A 19328-nucleotide genomic window follows, 5' to 3' on the forward strand; every position below is an offset into this window, starting at 1 on the left:
ATCTGAAGAATTTATAATCTATTTTAATTACGAAAGAAGTTTCTTAACAATCGTAGAAATGGTTTTACCTTCAGCAGTTCCCCCCAATTGGGCAGATGCTAATCCCATTACTTTACCCATTGAAGGAATTCCTGAAGCTCCTGTTTCGGCAATAATTTTTGCTACCACAGCCTCCACTTCTTCTTCACTTAGCTGCGCCGGCAAAAACTTCTCAATTACTGCAACCTGAGCTAATTCTGGTTCAGCTAAATCAGGACGGTTTTGTTCAGTAAAAATTCTGGCACTTTCTTTACGTGTTTTTACCAATCGCTGAAGCAATTTTATCTCTTCATCCTCAGTTAATTCTTCTTTAGATCCTGATGATGTTGAGGCTAATAATAATTCTGACTTAACTGCTCTTAAAGCTTCTAAGGCTACCGTATCTTTTGCTTTCATGGCGGTTTTAATTTCATCCATGATTTGTGCTTGTAAACTCATCTTATATTTTATTTAAATAAGCAAAATGCTTATCATTCCTATATTAATTGGATTATATTGACTTTTTTTTTAAAAACTATTACATATATCAGAATACCTATTCAAAAAAGTGAAATTTTAAATTCTGTGCGAAGATAAAAAAAATAACCCGAAAATTAAATCCAATTTCGGGCTATCCAAACATTTAGATTTTTTAAATTAATCTACGTTGTCGTGTAAAAATGAATTATTTGAACGCAATTGTAAATCATTATTACTGTCTGTACCCACTGAAATCCTTGAATTAGTGTTATTTGATTGCGAATTCGACAAATCAATTCCTAATCTTTTATATGCCGGTTCTTTTTCAAGTTCATCAATTCTCGAAACATTATTATGAAATTTATAATTAAATTCCTTTAATTTTCTTCTTCTTTCCTCAGCTCTTAGACGGAGCGTTTCCTCAATTGTCAATTCCATTGGAGAAACATTTGAAGTCGTCGAGAATTCAGGTTCGCTGGCGAACTCAGTTCTTGGTTTCAATGTAATATTTAATTCTTCAGGAACTACATCTTCTGTAACTTTTTCAACCGGTTTTGAAGCGATTAAATCGTTCTCAACCTCCATATATTCCTCTAAAGAATATTTTATGATTCCATTTTCAGAAAGTTCTGTAACTGGCACAAACGAAACTGGCTCATTTACTTTTATATTACGGGTTTCATTTGTCAGTTCGAATAAAATTTTATTATCCTCAACAAATGGTTCTTTCTTCACTTGTGGTTCAGCTCTGAAAAGAGGCAAATCAAATGAAAATGTAGTTTGTTCCTGCTTCTCGAAAGTTTTTTGCGGGATCTGTGTTTCCTGAAAATTCTTTACCTCCGGGGCTGAAATAGTAAAATCTATATCTGTAATTGGCGAAACAATTTCAAAAGTTACATCAAGATTTTTGATAAACTCTGACATTACCACTAACTCTTCCTGATTCATAGTTGGAGCAACAGCAACTGGAGTTGCTGGAGTAGGTATTACCGGAGCATTTGTATCTTCCATCAAATCAAAAACAACTTTTTCTTCTGTTTTTACAATAGGCGTTTCAGCATTTAAATCAAAAGAAGCAAGCGGTCTGTTTGTTAGATTATGAACACTTCTTTGCTCATCTTCTAATGTATGAATGATTTTTTTAGGCTCAGTATTTACAATCTCGTTTTGTTGTTCAACATCAAAACCAGTTGCAATAATAGTTACAGCAATAGCTTCACCCAGAGATTCGTCTTCACCAACCCCCATGATAATATTGGCATTATAACCTGCTTCTGCCTGAATATGGTCATTGATTTCTCCAATTTCATCCAGCGTAATTTCGTCTGATCCAGAAACGATAAGCAACAATACGTTTTTGGCTCCTGTGATTTTATTATCATTTAATAATGGAGAATCTAATGCCGAGATAATAGCCTCTTTAGCTCTGTTCTCGCCAGCAGCTACTGAAGATCCCATGATTGCTGTTCCACTGTTTGACAAGACAGTTTTAGCATCACGTAAATCGATATTTTGAGTATAGTGGTGCGTAATTACTTCAGCAATACCTCTTGAGGCCGTTGCCAATACTTCATCCGCTTTAGAAAACCCGGCTTTAAAACCAAGATTCCCATATACTTCTCTTAACTTATTATTATTGATAACAATTAATGAGTCTACTTGTTTACGCAATTTTTCGATTCCTAAAAGTGCTTGTTCCTGACGCACTTTCCCTTCAAACTGAAAAGGAATTGTCACAATACCCACTGTCAAAATTTCTCTCTCTTTTGCCAATTGCGCAATTACCGGAGCAGCCCCAGTACCTGTTCCGCCACCCATACCTGCGGTAATAAATACCATTTTAGTATTACGATCCAACATTTTTTCGATATCAGCAATACTTTCAATAGCAGACTGTTGTCCTACGTCAGGATTAGCACCTGCTCCAAGACCTTCTGTTAAATTCACCCCTAATTGAATTTTGTTTGGAACAGAACTATTTTGCAATGCTTGTGAATCTGTATTACAAACGATAAAATCCACACCTTTTATTCCTTGCTGGAACATGTGATTAATTGCGTTACTCCCGCCCCCTCCTACACCTATTACTTTGATGACATTTGATTGGTTTTTTGGTAAATCAAATGAAATGCTTCCAAATTCTGAGTTGCTCATCATCTTTTTGGTTTTTGAAATTCTTATTTAAAACATTTTTTACTTCTTGACTTGGGGCAAAAAGTAATTCCTTTTCTTTATTTTATTCTGCGTTATCTAAAAAATCTTTGATTTTATCGACATATCTGTCAAAAAACGATTTTCTTATTTTAGTTTCTGTAGATTCCTCAACAGCGACATTACTTCTAACTTCTCTTGATTGCTCAATCGTTTCCATTCTTTCAACGTAGTTTTCTTCAACTTCGTATCGCTGTTGCGTTATTGGAGGAACATTTCTGTAAACCACTCTTGGCTGCTCATTTACAACTTCCATTCTGACAGCACTTTGTGTACTATTCTCAATACTGTTCATTACCAGCCCAACTGCAGTTGCAAATAATGGACTTGAAATTTCCTCACTGGAGTTCCCCGCTAAATGCTCGTTAGGATATCCAATTCTGGTATCCATACCTGTGATATATTCTACCAACTGCTTTATGTGTTTTAACTGTGCGCCGCCACCTGTAAGAACAATTCCGGCAATTAATTTTTTACGAGGATCTTCATGCCCGTAAGCTTTAATTTCAGAGAAAACCTGTTCAATTATTTCTACCACACGTGCATGAATAATTTTAGAAAGATTTTTAAGTGAAATCTCTTTTGGTTCTCTCCCTCTTAAGCCTGGGATAGAAACGATTTCATTATCTTTATTTTCACCCGGCCAGGCCGATCCGAATTTTATTTTTAAAAGTTCAGCCTGTTTTTCAATAATAGAACATCCCTCCTTGATATCTTCTGTAATTACATTTCCTCCAAAAGGAATTACAGCAGTATGCCGAATGATTCCGTCTTTAAAAATAGCTAAATCTGTTGTTCCTCCACCAATATCAATAAGTGCAACACCTGCTTCTTTTTCTTCCTGACTTAAAACAGCATCAGCAGAAGCTAATGGTTCTAATGTTAATCCAGATAATTCAATACCTGAGCTCTGAATACACCTACCAACGTTTCGGATTGATGATGCCTGCCCCACTACTACGTGAAAACTAGATTCCAGTCTTCCGCCATACATTCCGATTGGTTCTTTTATTTCAGATTGCCCATCTATTTTAAACTCCTGTGGCAAAACATGGATAATTTCTTCACCCGGCAACATGGCCAGTTTATTTACCTGATCAATCAAAAGCTGAATATCCTTTTCGCCTATTACTTCCTCCGGATTATTTCGGCTTATGTAATCGGTATGCTGAATACTTCTGATGTGCTGCCCTGCAATGCCTACAACCACATCTTTAATTTTGTAACCTGAATTAGTTTCTGCTTCAAGAATAGCTTGCTGAATCGATTGGATAGTTTGGGTAATGTTATTGACAACACCTCTTGCCACACCCAGACTTTTGGATTTACCAATACCCAGGATTTCTAATTTTCCATACTCATTCTTTTTGCCTATCATGGCAACTATTTTGGTTGTTCCAATATCTAGACCTACTGCAATATTATCTTTTTCCATTTTCTATTATTTTGTGCAAACTACTTGTTCCGTAAACCTCAGATCAATTTTATTATATTTATATAACGAACTATCTAAAACAGCCTTTTGAAAAAAAGCTTTATAATTCCTGAATTTTTGATCCACATTGATTGTTCTTCCAAAATCAATGACGTAATTATAATTTCTATTAAACATTTTTAAGCTACCATTAGGCATAATTTCTATTGCAATGATGTTTTTTTTCAAAAACGCATCGTCATAAATTGTGCGAAATAAAGTAGCTAAATCTTCGTTATTTTTTTTATTAATTGCTCCCGAAACAAGAGGAACACGCGCTGCAAAATTGTCTGACAAAGGCATTTCATTTCCTTCATAGTCAACATAGAAAGAGCTGCCACCATCATAAACTCTTACTATTGGTGTCCTCTGTTTTACACGCGCTTTAAGAACTCCATCAATACTTACAAAAACATCTGATTTTTCAACCATCTCTTGCGTATTGATGCTTTTCTCTATTTTATTCAAATCTAACTCATCTTTTCGGATACTGGAAGCGTCTCTTTTATTTTCTATCAACAATTTATTAACCGTTTCAGGCTTCATAAAAAGCTTATTCTCTCCTACAAAAATAACCTCCGATTTCTTCAGTTTTCTATCTCCGTTTCGGTGCTGGGCAAAGGAATACAGAAAGATAACAAGCCCTAAAATGAATACTAATCTTATATTTGTCCAATTAAATATTTTCATTTAAAATCCCCTTAATTGATGGTACCATTTCTCCAATATCACCAGCTCCAATCGTTACAATTACCGGTGCATTATTAGCTTTTATTTGTGCAAGTAAATCTTCTTTTGCAACAATTTTTTTATTCGAATTAGTCATTTTACTCAACAGCCATTCAGAAGTAACTCCCTCCATTGGAAGCTCTCTTGCCGGATATATATCCATTAGAAAAACTTCATCGAACTGCGATAAACTTTCTGCAAATCCGTCAACAAAATCTTTTGTCCTACTGAATAAATGCGGCTGAAAAACCGCCAATACTTTCCTATTTGGATATAACTCCCTAACTGCCTGATGTACAGCATTTATTTCAGTTGGATGATGCGCATAATCATCTATATAAACCAACTTTTCAGATTTAATCTGATATGAAAAACGTCTTCTGATTCCGTTAAAAGAAGCCAGCGCTTTTGCAATTGCATCTGTAGATGTTCCAAAAGTTTTTGACATTGCGATGGCCATTAATGCATTCATTAAATTATGCTTCCCTGGCAGTCCAAAACGCAGGTTCTTAATTATTTCTGATGGTGTCTGTACATCAAAAAGATAACTTCCATCTTCTATCCTGACATTAAAGGCCTTGTAAACAGCATCTTCATTAATCGCACACTGAACTCCGTCCAAAGGCAATTCTTTAGTAATAAAAAGGTTATTTTTATCTTCAACTTTAGAAGCGAATTCCACAAAAGAAGCCTGTATAGCATCACTTGTCCCATAAATATCCAGATGATCTGCATCCATAGATGTTACACAGGCAATATTAGGATGCAGATGCAAGAACGATCTGTCAAATTCATCTGCCTCAACAACTGTTATCGTTTTTCCGTTTCCAATTAGATTTGAATTATAATTTTCAACGATTCCACCTACAAATGCGGTAACATCCGCCCCGCTTTCATGCAGGATATGCCCCAAAATACTCGACGTAGTCGTTTTTCCGTGTGTTCCTGCCACTGCAAAACTAAACGTTCCTTTGGTGATAATACCTAAAACTTCTGCACGTTTTTTAACCTGATACTGTCTTTCAATAAAATAATTCCATTCTGAATGCGTAACAGGAACGGCTGGCGTAAAAATCACCAGTGTATTTTCTACATAATAATCGGATGGAATTAAATTGATGTTGTCTTCAAAATGAATATCAATACCACTTTCGATTAGTTCACTTGTTAACATAGAAGGCGTTTTATCATAACCAGAAACTTTTTTCCCGATATGTTTAAAATAACGAGCTAAAGCACTCATTCCGATGCCTCCGATACCAATAAAATAAACGTTTTGTATCTGATTTAAATTCATTTGATTTTTATTTTGAGTTATTTACAAGTTGTTTTTATTTATAAAAAACTAGTAATTAAGCCTTTGCATATTAATATTTTAATAACTCAAAACGCTTAAAAATAACATTATGAGTTTTTTATTTTGTTCTATAATTATCTCAAAAAGTTACATTATAACAACTTTCTGATTTGATCTACAATCACTTTTGTAGCATTTGGTCTGGCGAGTTTTTTTATATTATCGCTCAGTTGATTTTGTTTTCCCTCGTCTTTCAAAAGTGCCTCAAAAACAATACTAAACTGACTGTCTAATTCTGACTCTCTTAATAATATTGCTCCTTTTGCTTCAACTATTGCCTGAGCATTTTTGGTCTGATGATCTTCTGCTACATTTGGGGAGGGTATAAAAATTACCGGTTTTCCAACAATGCATAATTCCGAAACCGATGATGCCCCAGCCCGGGAAATAATCACATCTGCAGCGGCGTAAACAAAATCCATTCTTTCAATGAAATCAACTACTTTTACATGCTGCTGATTGTATTTTTTATAATCCTCAAAATATAATTTTCCGCATTGCCAAATTACCTGTACATTTTGCGAAAGGAAATTATCCAGTTCTTTTTCGATTAGCTGATTAACTCTTCTGGCTCCTAAACTCCCACCTAAAACCAACAGCGTTTTTTTATTCGAATCTAAACCATAAAAAGCAATAGCTTCATTACGCTTGGTGTCAATGTCAATTAAATCCTGACGAACCGGATTTCCTGTTAAAACAATTTTTTCTTTTGGAAAAAAACGCTCTAAGTTATCATAAGCTACACAAATTGCACTTGCTTTTTTGCTGAGCAGCTTATTTGTAATCCCAGGAAATGAATTTTGTTCCTGAATTACTGTAGGTATTCCGGCCGAACCTGCAGCCTGCAACAAAGGTCCGCTTGCAAAACCACCTGTACCAATAACTACATTTGGTTTAAATTGTCTGATGATTCTTTTTGACTCTAACAAACTTGATGCTACCTTTAATGGAAACATGAGGTTTTGCAAAGTCAGTTTTCGCTGCAAACCAGCAATCCAAAGCCCTTTTATCTCGTACCCTGCCTGAGGGACTTTCTGCATCTCCATTTTATCTTTGGCACCTACAAAAAGGAATTCCGCATCAGGAAATTGTAATTTCAATTCATTTGCAATTGCAATTGCAGGATAAATATGCCCTCCAGTTCCACCACCACTTAGTATGAATTTATACTTTGTCATATTTTTAAAAGTTATAGTTTCTAAACTATTCTTTTCTAATTTTATTTGTTCAATACTGCATTCATAGGATTTTTAGAATTATCCATAATTGAATACATCTCTTCTTGTTCATCTCTTTCACCCGCAGGTAAATCTTCTTCTGCCAGTTCTTTATCAATTAACCTTTGAAGTGCTTCTTTTCGTCTTTCTGTCTCTTCTTTCTCCTCAGCAATTTCTTCTTCCTTTTTCGTTACACTAATAATGATACCAAGACCAAAACAAGTCATCCAGATCGAGCTTCCCCCACTACTTATCAACGGGAGCGTCTGACCTGTTACTGGCAATAATTCAACAGCAACCGCCATATTAATCATTGCCTGAAATATCATTGGAAAACCCAGTCCAACGACGACTAATTTTCCAAATAAAGTGTTCGCTTTATGTGAAGCTATAACAAACCGGAATAATAGTAATAAGTACAAAATTAGTATTGCTACCCCACCAACCAAACCATATTCCTCAACAATAATAGCATAAATAAAATCAGAAGATGATTGTGGCAAAAAGTTTTTCTGCACACTTTTCCCTGGCCCTAATCCGCCCAATTTCCCTGAAGCAATAGCAGTTTTGGCTTTTTCAATCTGATAATCATCTTCATCCGGTTTATCAGTTGTAAAGTTCATGATACGGCTTTCCCAAGTTGACACCCTGCTGAAAAATTTTGAATCAGGAAAAGCCTTAGCCACCAAAAGGAAAAAAGCCAGCATCGCAATTCCCGAACCAATAATAAAACCTATATACTTTAATGGATATTTACCAATAAATGTCAACATAATTACCATTGAAAAAATCAAGGCTGTAGTCGAAAAATTAGCCGGCAAAATAAGTGCCAAAGTAATAAAAACCGGAAGCCAAAGCTCGACTAATGAAGTTTGAAAAGACTCATTTTCCTGCTTTGTTTTAGACAAATAACGGGCTACAAATATAAAGAGTACAATTGAAGCAATTGTCGATGGCTGAAATGTTATTCCGATAAACGGAAGCTGAATCCATCGGCTGGCATTTGCCCCGGAAATTACGGTTCCTTTTACCAATGTAAAAACCAAAAGAATCCAGACGACAGGTAGTGCAATTTTTGATATAGCCCTAAAATAATGATATGGAACTTTGTGAACCCAATAAATAATCATAAAACCAATGCAAATATGTGCTAAATGCTTAATTAAATAGCCCAGCGTATTTCCGGTTCCATGACCAATGTAGGCCAGATTACTACTTGCACTAAAAACAGGCATAAACGAAAATAACGCCAATAAAGCCACGAATGACCATATTACCCTATCCCCTTTTAATTTGTTTACCAGCTTTTTCATTTTGTTTTATTTCGGGTTTCTTTGTTTCACTTCTTAGACTGTAAATCTGAACATGAAACTTGAAACTTTTTATCTACAAGTTGTGAACAGCTTGTTTAAATTGCTTTCCTCTGTCTTCGTAGTTTTCGAATAAGTCGAAACTAGCACAAGCCGGAGATAACAAAACAGCATCACCTCTTTCTGTTAATCTTTGTGCTGTTTTCACAGCATCATTCATATTATTTACCTCAACCATTATATCCACAACATTTCCAAAAGATTCTATGATTTTACGATTATCGATTCCCAGACAGATAATTGCCTTTACTTTTTCGCGCACTAAAGGCATTAACTCATTGTAATCATTACCTTTATCAACACCTCCTACAATCCAAACAGTTGGAACATTCATACTGTCTAAGGCAAAAAAAGTGGCATTTACGTTCGTTGCTTTAGAATCATTGATGTACTGTACATTCTGAATTTTTAATACTTTTTCTAAACGATGTTCAACACCTTGAAAATTTGATAAACTTTCGCGAATTGTTGCATTTCTAATTTGCATCAATTTTGCTACAGAGCTTGCTGCCATTGCATTTTTCATATTATGTTTTCCTTCTAACGCAATGTATTCTGTTTCCATTGTAAACTCTTCCTGGTTGATCTTTATTTCCATTTTGTTGTTATTTATAGAAGCCCCTTCATCGAATGATTTAGTCAATGAAAAAGGAATTAATTTTGCTTTTGTTTTATTATTCTTTAACCATTCTGCACTTGCTTCATCATCAGCATCGTAAATAAGATAGTCACTTTCGGTCTGGTTCATTGTTATCCGGAACTTTGACTTGATATAGTTCTCATATTTATATTCGTACCTGTCTAAATGATCGGGACTAATATTGGTTATTATGGCAATATCAGGTCTGTAATCTATTATTCCATCTAACTGAAAACTGCTCAATTCAAGAACGTATGCATCAAATTTATTTTCGGCTACCTGCCAGGCGAAACTCTTCCCGATGTTCCCACCTAAACCTACATTCAAACCTGCCGATTTTAACAAATGATAAGTTAGCATCGTTGTTGTTGTTTTACCATTGCTACCGGTAATTCCAATAGTGAGAGCTTCAGTAAAAGGCTTCGCAAACTCTATTTCAGAAATTACCTTAATTCCTGTTGCCATGATTTTTTTTACTATGGGGGATTTTTCAGGAATACCCGGACTTTTCATTACTACATCAGCATTTAGAATCAAATCTTCAGTATGCTGTCCTTCTTCCCAGGGAATTTTATTAATGATAAGAACTTCTTTATAACTCTCTTTTATCTTTCCGAAATCAGATACAAAAACATTGTATCCTTTTTTCTTACCGAGGATCGCAGTTCCAACACCGCTTTCTCCTCCTCCTAAAACCACCAGCCTCATCTACCTTAGTTTTAAAGTAACGATTGACAATATGGCTAACATTACGGCAACGATCCAGAAACGGGTTACAATTTTACTTTCGTGGTATCCTTTTTTCTGATAATGATGATGCAAAGGCGACATCAGGAATATTCTTCGGCCTTCTCCGAAACGCTTTTTAGTATATTTAAAATAAGTTACCTGTATAATAACTGAAGCACTTTCGGCAAGGAAAATTCCGCAGAATAAAACAATTAAAATTTCTTTACGAACTGCAATTGCTAAAACTGCGATGATACCCCCAATTGTTAAACTCCCTGTATCTCCCATGAATACTGATGCAGGAAATGAATTGTACCAGAGAAAACCAATCAAAGCCCCGACAAAAGCAGATATAAAGACGGTCATTTCTCCTGAATTAGGTATATACATTATATTCAGATAATTAGAAAAAATAATATTTCCTGAAACGAATGTAAATATCCCTAGCGCAAGTACCGAAATTGCAGAGGTTCCTGCGGCGAGACCATCAATTCCATCCGTTAAGTTGGCTCCGTTTGAAACTGCTGTAATGATGAAAATCACAACCGGAATAAACACCAACCAAGCCCATGTTTCGTATCCGTCTCCCATAAACGATAAAACTTCAGCATAATCAAATTCGTTGTTTTTCACGAAAGGGATTGTTGTAGCTGTAGATTTTTCTTCAACAGGTGCAGGAAGTACAACGGTTGTATTTGCTGCTGCTTTAAAAACATCTGTTCTTCCAGTATCTGTCCTGACTGTAACAGCAGGATTAAAATAGAGAACCGCTCCTACAATAATACCAAGACCAACCTGACCAATAACTTTAAAAGCTCCTTTTAGTCCTTGCTTATCTTTTTTGAATATTTTGATATAATCATCCACGAAACCAATAGTACCCATCCAAAGCGTAGTGACAATAAGCAATACGATGTAAATGTTATGCAAGCGAGCAAACAACAAAACAGGTATTAAAGTTGCAAAAATGATAATAAGACCTCCCATTGTTGGAGTTCCTGCTTTTTCATTTTGACCTGCAAGCCCCAATTCACGCACTGTTTCTCCAACCTGCTGACGGCGTAAAAAATTGATCACTCTTTTACCATAAATAGTTGACAAAAGCAGTGAAAGCATAAATGCCAAAGCCGATCTGAAAGTAATATACTGGAAAACCCCTGTTCCAGGCACATCAAGTGTTTTGTCAAAATATTCAAATAAATAGTATAGCATATTTTTCTATTTTTTAAATTCCAATTCGAATTAAATTTCATTTTAAATTCCAAATTCCAACATTACATTGGTTTTTTCCCGAGGCTTCGGGATAGGAACTCCATTTTTGTTATTTATTTAGTTGTTCTAAAATTTCTTTTACCGTTTCCATATCATCAAAATGATGACGTACACCATTTATTTCCTGATATGTTTCGTGGCCCTTGCCTGCAATTAAAATAATATCATTGGTTTGAGCCAATTGACAAGCCGTTTTTATAGCCTGCTTTCTGTCCGTAATCCTCAGGATTTTTTTGTAATTGTGAGGTTCAACACCTTCTTCCATTTCGTTCAAAATAACTTCAGGATCCTCATTTCTTGGATTATCTGAAGTTAAAATAGTTTTATCACTTAAATTTGTAGCAATTTGCGCCATGATCGGTCTTTTTGCCTTATCTCTGTTCCCGCCACAACCTACAACTGTAATCAATTGTTCATTTTTAGTACGAATGTCGTCAATCGTTTTTAAAACATTTTCCAACGCATCAGGCGTGTGAGCATAATCAACAATTGCTGTCACATTATCTCCTGAAACAATATACTGAAAACGACCTGAAACACTCTCTAAATCAGATAATAAACGTAACGTTTCGAGACCATCAAGACCCAATTCAACCGCAGTTCCATAAATAGCCAATATATTATAGGCGTTAAAGGTACCTATCAGTTTAACCCAAACTTCATTATCATTTATTTTTAGCAATAATCCGGATAACTGGCTTTCCAAAATCTGTGCTTTAAAATCTGCATAAGTTTTTAAAGCATACGTAAGTTTTCTTGCTACAGTATTCTGAAGCATCACGGCACCGTTTTTATCATCAATGTTTGATAAAGCGAAAGCTGTTTTAGACAATGAATCAAAAAACGACTTTTTTACGTCTCTGTATTCCGCAAATGTTGGATGATAATCTAAATGATCGTGTGAGAGATTTGTAAAAATTCCTCCAACAAAATGAAGCGCTTCTGTTCTTTTTTGATGAATTCCATGTGAACTCACTTCCATAAAACAATGCGTTACGCCAGCTTCAATCATTTTATTTAGATAATAATTGATGGTAATTGAATCCGGAGTTGTATGCGTTGCTTTATATTCAGTTTCATCAACCATGATTTTTACTGTTGATAGTAGACCAACTTTAAAACCTGCTTTTTGAAACAACTGAAATAATAAAGACGCAATGGTTGTTTTTCCGTTTGTACCCGTTACTCCAACTAGTTTTAATTTTCCGGAAGGATTATCAAAATAATTAGCCGCCATAAAAGCAAGAGCCGTATTAGTGTCTTTTACCTGTATGTATGTAATTCCTTTTTCAACATTTTCCGGCAATGTATCACAGATAATTGCTGTCGCCCCTAACTCAATTGCTTTTTCAATATAATTGTGACCATCAGAAAGCGTTCCGCGGATAGCTATAAAAACATCATTCTCTTCAATTTTTCTTGAATCAAAATCTATTTTATGAATGGCTATATCTGTTGAACCCGTTACAGATTCAATAGCTACTTTATATAATATATCTTTTAGTATTTTCACGATAATTCTAATACTATAATTGTGTTTTTATTAATATTCTGACCAGCCGGAATCGATTGATTCTTTACTTTTCCCACTCCGTTTATTCTTACTTTTAATCCTAAGTTTTCAAGCAGAGCAACCGCATCCATACCTGGCATACCTTTGAGGTTCGGAATCACTTTTGCTTTTTTATTAGACTCGACATTAAACTTATCATAACTGTATTCCTGTTTTGCAATTTTAGAGTCTAAAAACTTAATTTTATTTGTTGAAGGCGCATCGGTAAATATTTTTTGGGCAATTCTTTTAAAAACCGGCCCTGCAACATCTGCCCCATAATAATTGTTTTTAGCCGTATTGGGTTTATGAACCACTACAATACAAGAATACTTCGGATGATCTGCCGGAAAATACCCAACAAAAGAAGAGGCATAATACAATGCTGATTTACCTTCTTTTCCTCCATAATTCATCTGAGCTGTTCCTGTTTTTCCTGCCATAGAAAAATCTTTTGAATATAGTTTAGAAGCCGTCCCTCTTTTAACCACATTCAATAAAACAGCTTTTAATTTTTTAATCGTTTCCGGTGAACAAACCTTTGGATTGATCACTTCTGTATCAAATTTTTTAATGGTTTTGTTCCATTCTTTAATTTCAGATACAAATTGAGGTCGTACCATTACGCCATTATTGGCAACCGAATTGTAAAATGCAAGCGTTTGCATAGGTGTAACCGAAACTTCGTATCCAAAAGCCATCCATGGAAGTGAAATTCCTGACCAGCTTTTATCTCCTGGATGTGGAATAATTGGTCTTCCTTCTCCTTTAAAATGCAATCCTAAGGTTTTATCCAAACCAAAATTTTTGATATGATTTACAAATTTTGACGGATTGCTTTTATAATTATCGTAAACCGCCTGAACCATTACTGTATTAGATGAAAGTTCAAATCCACGAGCCAATGAAATTTTTCCATACCCACCAGCATGCGAATCTCTCACAGATCTTCCGTAATATTTAACTACACCACCATGACTATCATATACCGTACTTGTATCAGCAACCTTATCTTCTAAAATTGCCATTAAATCTACCAATTTAAAAGTCGACCCCGGTTCGTGAGACTCTGCTACAGCATAATTTGTTGTTTCAGTATAAGATCCGTCTTCCTGTCTTCCCAGATTTGAAATGGCTTTTACATGCCCCGTTTGGGTTTCCATAACAACCACACACCCATGATGAGCCTCATAATCTTCTAACTGTTTCAACAAAGCATGGTGAGCAATATCCTGAATAAAAACATCAATTGTTGAGATTACATCGTAACCATCTATAGGATCAACTTCGTTCAAATCACGAATAGGTTTCCACTGCCCTTTAGCAATTTTTTGCTTTAAGATTTTACCATCTTTTCCGTTAAGATAACTTTTGAATGCCCATTCTATTCCTTTTCCAACTTCAACACCCGTAGCCGGATCGATTCTGTCATAACCTATTGTTCTTTCTGCAATTTTACCTATTGGGTGCTTTCTGACAGTTTCCTGTTCAACAATTATCCCTCCTTTAAAAGCCCCCAAATTAAATAATGGAAACCCTTTAATTCTCACGTAATCCGTATAACTCAGGTTTCTGGCAATTAGATAATAACGATTTTTATTTGCTCTCGCTTTCCTCAATTCATTCTGATAATAACCACTTGGTCTTCCAAGAATAGAAGACAAAGAATCTGAAAGAGGTTTAATATATTTCTCGAAATTTTCTTCTTTAGGTGCTCTTGAATCAAACCGTATTTCATAATTAGGTATTGATGTAGCCAGTAAACTTCCATCTGCTGAATAAATATTTCCTTTATTTGCCGGTATTACAAAATTCCTGACTGTACGCTGTTTTGCCAGTTTTCTGTAATAATCTCCCTCAACCCACTGAATATTGGTCAATTTAACGACAATAGCAATTGCCATCAAAAAGATGAAAACTGCTACAAGGTAAATTCTGTAGGATATATGCTTATCTTCTACTGCCATATTCTTTGAAAGAAACTTTTTTCTTCTTCTTTTTTAACTTCTATTTTCACAGGAGGAACAGTGGATGGATAAATTTGCTTTTCAAGCATTTTATTCGATATTGTTGACTCCATTTTTAACTTCATCAATTCTGAGCGCCGATCTACAAACTCAGACCTTAATTCTTTAACTTCATTACTTAGTTTTGCAATTTCAAATACTTTTTGCTCATATCGTTGTGTATTTGCTATCATTATTATAGCAAGAAGAATGATAAAAACAATGAATCGCCAGTTTTTTACAGCATCATCATGTATCAGAAACCTTGCTTTTAATATGTTAAACACACCACTTTTCATTCTACCTATATATTATATCTTTTCTGCTATTCTTAATTTTGCACTTCTCGCCCTATTGTTCATTTTAATTTCAGCCTCATCAGGAACAATTAATTTTCCAATGGTTTTAAATGGCACTGAAAAATTACCATAAAAATCGCGTTCTGGCTCTCCTTCAAACATTCCGTTTTTAATGAATCTTTTTACAAGCCTGTCTTCTAATGAATGATAAGAGATTACAGAAAACCTTCCTCCCGGTTTCAAGATTTCCAGCGACTGCTCGATAAACTCTTTCAAAACATCCATTTCCTGATTTACTTCAATACGTATCGCCTGATAAATCTGAGCTAATATTTTATTTCGAAGTCTTTCGGGTAAATATTTCGCCAGAACCTCTTTTAATTCATCAGTCGTTCTAATTGGATTATGTTCTCTCGCCTCAATAATAGTTCTTGACAAGGCTGGGGCATTTTTCAATTCGCCATAATCAAGAAAGACTCTTCTTAAGTTCGCATCATCATATTCATTTACAACTCTGTATGCATTTAAATCATTTTTCTGACTCATTCGCATGTCGAGTCCAGCATCGAATCTTGTAGAGAAACCTCTTTCAGGAACATCAAACTGATGAGACGAAACTCCCAAATCCGCTAAAATGCCATCTACACTTTTTACTCCGTGAAAACGCAAAAACCTTTTTATAAACCTGAAATTCTCATTAATCAAAGTAAACCTTTGATCTGGCAATGCATTTTCAAGAGCATCCTCGTCCTGATCAAAAGCAAACAGCTTTCCATCCGGCCCCAGTCTTCTCAAAATTTCTTTTGAATGACCTCCGCCACCAAAAGTTACATCTACATATATTCCATCAGGTTTAATATTTAAACCATCAACTGTAGGATGAAGCAAAACCGGATTATGATATTCCATTGTCGTCGTCATTAATATTTCCCATTACCTCTTCGGCTAAATCTGCAAAATCCATATCTTCGCCGCTTATTGATTTTTCATATAAATCCTTATCCCAAATCTCTACAATATTAACTGCTGATGAGAAAACCACATCTTTTGAAATATTTGAAAAAGAAACCAAATCCTTTGGAACTAACAACCTCCCTAATGCATCAATCTCTACCACTTTTACTCCTGCAGTAAACCGGCGGATAAAATCATTGTTTTTTTTTACAAAACGATTCAGCTTATTAATTTTTTGCATCATCAAATTCCACTCATCCATTGGATACAATTCTAAACACGTCTGAAAAACGGAACGCTTCAGAACAAAACCATCCTGAAGAGAAGAAGCCAATTGCTTTTTTAAAGGCGCAGGTATCATTAACCTCCCTTTAGCATCGACTTTACACTCATATGTTCCTACAATTGTGTTCAAAAAATGGATTAACATGTTATACAGCAAAAATATAAAAAATTTTACCACATTTTACCACAATATACCACTTTGTTAATAAGTTTACCCACTTCCTTCCGGATTACCTTAATTATTGGATTATCAATACCTTAAGTAATTACAAACGAATTAATAATATCCCTAATTAATTCTAAAAAATAAAGCGTATTTTTCTTAAAAAAATGTTTATTATTTTAATTTCTTAACATTATCCATCCATTTTAAAAACAGTAAAAAAACTGATATTTAAGCACTTTATAAATTCGACAAAAATTATGTAGTTAAAAAACAGCAGCAAAAATTCATTTTAATTTATTAAACCCTATATTTGTCGAAATTGAAATTGGCATTAGATTAAATGGACAAACACTACAAAAAAGAAGGCAAATACAGCTATTTTGAAGCTGGAGAAGGAACCCCTATCGTAATTTTACACGGATTAATGGGAGGACTTAGTAACTTTGATGGTGTAGCACAACATTTCCCATCGAAAGGATACAAAGTTGTAATTCCTGATTTGCCAATATATACCCAAAGCATTTTAAAAACCAATGTAAAGAGCTTTGCTAAATACGTTAAAGATTTTATCACTTTTAAAGGTTTTGACAAGGTCATTTTATTAGGAAATTCATTAGGAGGACATATAGCTCTTTACCACACAAAATTATATCCTGAAAAAGTAGCAGGACTTGTAATAACAGGAAGTTCCGGACTTTATGAAAGCGCCATGGGGGACAGCTATCCAAGAAGAGGCGATTATGAATACATTAAAAAGAAAGCGGAAGATGTATTTTACGATCCAAAAATTGCCACTCCTGAACTTATTGATGAAGTATACGCAACTGCAAATGACCGTATTAAACTTATAAAAACACTAACAATTGCAAAGAGTGCTATTCGTCATAATATGGCAAAAGATTTACCAAAAATGACAGTAGAAACCTGTATCATCTGGGGCAAAAATGACACTGTTACCCCCCCAAATGTTGCTGAAGAATTTGATAAATTATTACCCAATTCATCGTTATACTGGATAGATAAATGCGGACATGCAGCGATGATGGAACACCCTAAGGAATTTAATGAAATTCTGGAAGAATGGCTAACTAAAAAGAATTTATAGTATCTAAAAAAACTTTTTTATTATAAAAGCTAAAATACAAATCATGAAAATCAATAGCGCCGAATTCATCGTCAGCAATTCCGAAGTCACGAAATGCCCTCAGGATTTTTTACCTGAATACGCATTCATAGGAAGATCGAACGTAGGCAAGTCTTCTTTGATTAACATGCTTACCAATCATAAAAATCTGGCAAAGACTTCCGGACGGCCTGGAAAAACACAACTAATAAATCATTTTAAAATTAACAATAATTGGTTTTTGGTCGACTTGCCAGGTTACGGATACGCCAAAGTTTCCAAAAAAACAAAATCTGTTTTTCAGCAATTCATAACAGATTATTTTGAAACCAGAGAACAATTAGTTTGTGCTTTTGTATTAATAGACATACGTCACGAGGCTCAGAATATCGACATTGAATTCATGTCTTATATGGGTGAAAGCGAGATCCCGTTTTGTATTATTTTTACAAAAGCAGACAAAATCAGTAAAGTAAAAATTGACTCTCACATTGCTGCATACAAAAAACAAATGTACGCAAATAACTGGGCGGAAATGCCGCAGTATTTTGTAACATCATCTACAGAATCAATCGGAAAAGAGGAACTACTTTCTTATATTGACGAAGTAAATCAGGAAGTTTTTAAAAACAAATCCGGGTTTTAAATTCTATAAAAAAGATGACTAAATACAAAATCTCAAATTCCGTTTAAATCATAGGGTTTGAGATTTTTTATTTATTACAATTATTTGAATCTGATTTTTTTTATTTTAGACTCAACCGTAAAGCATTATCTTTTTTAAATTATATTTGACCCAAATTAACCTGACTCTTTATGAAGCAAACTCTTTACTATTTACTTTTATTATTTTTATCTTCCTGCAATGTCACCCACTACTTTTTACACAGTACAGATAAAGTTAACACACTGGATTTTTCTAAAGGCACCTGGCTTATAGGCGATATTGAAGTCGATCAAAATACTAAAACAAAACTCACCCATGCTGTAATGGCTGATTTTTCTAAATATTTAGGAAGGAGAGTTAAGTATTCAATGGACGAACGAAAATACTTCACTACAAAACAAGTACCATTGAAATTAGATAAAGCAGCAATTTTGGATCTCAAAAAAGCAGCTGATACCGATTATTATGTCAATATAAAATGTAAAAATGCAAAAAACGACTTTAGTAGTTTTGAATTTCAAAATCATTTTTACTATAAAAAACAAATGACATATGCAGAAGTGATTTTAGAAGTGTACGATTTGAATCGAGGCGAAATAATTTACTCCCGGGCCGCAGGAGGATGTTTAGAAGAAGAGCTAAGTATTACAAACTATCCGACATCAGTAGTAATAATGGGATGTTACAGAAAAATCATAAATGACATTAAAAAGATTTCCATCAAACCTGTAAATCGCCTACCAACCTATCAGGAGAAAAAAAATCTCAAATCATGACTT

At 34.6% G+C, this 19328-nt stretch carries 17 protein-coding genes; 3 read left to right on the forward strand and 14 right to left on the reverse strand.

Features of this window, described 5'->3' with window-relative positions; translation table 11 throughout:
* Positions 1 to 27: 27 nt before the first annotated feature.
* The 14 genes from ACNC7R_RS17855 to mraZ form a co-directional block, all read right to left on the reverse strand.
* Positions 28 to 477 (reverse strand): GatB/YqeY domain-containing protein, encoded by a 450-nt coding sequence (locus tag ACNC7R_RS17855; RefSeq protein ID WP_417942373.1) that lies wholly within the window; start codon positions 475 to 477, stop codon positions 28 to 30.
* Between the two features lie 198 nt (positions 478 to 675).
* Positions 676 to 2655, reverse strand: coding sequence for a cell division protein FtsZ (gene ftsZ / locus ACNC7R_RS17860; protein ID WP_417942374.1), 1980 nt, complete (start codon positions 2653 to 2655; stop codon positions 676 to 678).
* A 79-nt stretch (positions 2656 to 2734) separates the two neighbouring features.
* Entirely contained in the window at positions 2735 to 4144 is a 1410-nt protein-coding gene (gene ftsA / locus ACNC7R_RS17865) for a cell division protein FtsA (RefSeq protein WP_417942375.1), read from the reverse strand.
* A gap of 6 nt (positions 4145 to 4150) precedes the next feature.
* Positions 4151 to 4873 carry a cell division protein FtsQ/DivIB gene (locus ACNC7R_RS17870; RefSeq protein WP_417942376.1) on the reverse strand — a complete coding sequence of 241 codons (723 nt, stop codon included), beginning with the start codon at positions 4871 to 4873 and terminating at the stop codon, positions 4151 to 4153.
* A complete protein-coding gene (murC, locus tag ACNC7R_RS17875) occupies positions 4860 to 6209 on the reverse strand; it encodes a UDP-N-acetylmuramate--L-alanine ligase (protein WP_417942377.1) in 1350 nt (449 codons plus the stop codon). The genes ACNC7R_RS17870 and murC overlap by 14 nt, the downstream gene beginning before the upstream one ends.
* A gap of 152 nt (positions 6210 to 6361) precedes the next feature.
* Complete coding sequence (gene murG, locus ACNC7R_RS17880) at positions 6362 to 7447, reverse strand: undecaprenyldiphospho-muramoylpentapeptide beta-N-acetylglucosaminyltransferase (protein ID WP_417942378.1); 1086 nt, start codon at positions 7445 to 7447, stop codon at positions 6362 to 6364.
* Positions 7448 to 7488: 41 nt separating this feature from the next.
* Positions 7489 to 8799 carry an FtsW/RodA/SpoVE family cell cycle protein gene (locus tag ACNC7R_RS17885; protein WP_417942379.1) on the reverse strand — a complete coding sequence of 437 codons (1311 nt, stop codon included), beginning with the start codon at positions 8797 to 8799 and terminating at the stop codon, positions 7489 to 7491.
* Between the two features lie 73 nt (positions 8800 to 8872).
* Positions 8873 to 10204 carry a UDP-N-acetylmuramoyl-L-alanine--D-glutamate ligase gene (murD, locus tag ACNC7R_RS17890; RefSeq protein ID WP_417942380.1) on the reverse strand — a complete coding sequence of 444 codons (1332 nt, stop codon included), beginning with the start codon at positions 10202 to 10204 and terminating at the stop codon, positions 8873 to 8875.
* The gene (gene mraY / locus ACNC7R_RS17895) at positions 10205 to 11437 is read right to left on the reverse strand and encodes a phospho-N-acetylmuramoyl-pentapeptide-transferase (protein ID WP_417942381.1); all 1233 of its coding nucleotides are present in this window, start codon (positions 11435 to 11437) and stop codon (positions 10205 to 10207) included. It lies immediately after the preceding gene.
* Positions 11438 to 11546: 109 nt separating this feature from the next.
* A complete protein-coding gene (locus tag ACNC7R_RS17900) occupies positions 11547 to 13010 on the reverse strand; it encodes a UDP-N-acetylmuramoyl-L-alanyl-D-glutamate--2,6-diaminopimelate ligase (RefSeq protein WP_417942382.1) in 1464 nt (487 codons plus the stop codon).
* Complete coding sequence (locus ACNC7R_RS17905) at positions 13007 to 15016, reverse strand: penicillin-binding protein (protein WP_417942383.1); 2010 nt, start codon at positions 15014 to 15016, stop codon at positions 13007 to 13009. The genes ACNC7R_RS17900 and ACNC7R_RS17905 overlap by 4 nt, the downstream gene beginning before the upstream one ends.
* Entirely contained in the window at positions 15007 to 15354 is a 348-nt protein-coding gene (locus tag ACNC7R_RS17910; protein ID WP_417942384.1) for an FtsL-like putative cell division protein, read from the reverse strand. Before ACNC7R_RS17910 ends, ACNC7R_RS17905 begins: the two co-directional genes overlap by 10 nt.
* Positions 15355 to 15366: 12 nt before the next feature.
* On the reverse strand, positions 15367 to 16275 hold the full coding sequence (gene rsmH, locus ACNC7R_RS17915; protein ID WP_417942386.1) for a 16S rRNA (cytosine(1402)-N(4))-methyltransferase RsmH: 909 nt from the start codon (positions 16273 to 16275) through the stop codon (positions 15367 to 15369).
* Positions 16250 to 16723, reverse strand: a complete 474-nt coding sequence (gene mraZ, locus ACNC7R_RS17920; protein WP_417942387.1) for a division/cell wall cluster transcriptional repressor MraZ — start codon at positions 16721 to 16723, stop codon at positions 16250 to 16252. The genes rsmH and mraZ overlap by 26 nt, the downstream gene beginning before the upstream one ends.
* Before the next feature lie 376 nt (positions 16724 to 17099).
* Here mraZ and ACNC7R_RS17925 point away from each other — a divergent pair, with 376 nt between their 5' ends.
* From ACNC7R_RS17925 to ACNC7R_RS17935, 3 genes are all read left to right on the forward strand, one after another.
* On the forward strand, positions 17100 to 17864 hold the full coding sequence (locus ACNC7R_RS17925; RefSeq protein ID WP_417942388.1) for an alpha/beta fold hydrolase: 765 nt from the start codon (positions 17100 to 17102) through the stop codon (positions 17862 to 17864).
* Between the two features lie 43 nt (positions 17865 to 17907).
* Positions 17908 to 18528: a ribosome biogenesis GTP-binding protein YihA/YsxC gene (gene yihA / locus ACNC7R_RS17930; protein ID WP_417942389.1), complete on the forward strand. Its 621-nt coding sequence runs from the start codon at positions 17908 to 17910 to the stop codon at positions 18526 to 18528.
* Between the two features lie 170 nt (positions 18529 to 18698).
* Positions 18699 to 19325 (forward strand): hypothetical protein, encoded by a 627-nt coding sequence (locus ACNC7R_RS17935; protein ID WP_417942390.1) that lies wholly within the window; start codon positions 18699 to 18701, stop codon positions 19323 to 19325.
* Positions 19326 to 19328: the final 3 nt, after the last annotated feature.

The sequence above is a fragment of the Flavobacterium adiutor genome, from assembly GCF_048282555.1.
Classification (GTDB): domain Bacteria; phylum Bacteroidota; class Bacteroidia; order Flavobacteriales; family Flavobacteriaceae; genus Flavobacterium.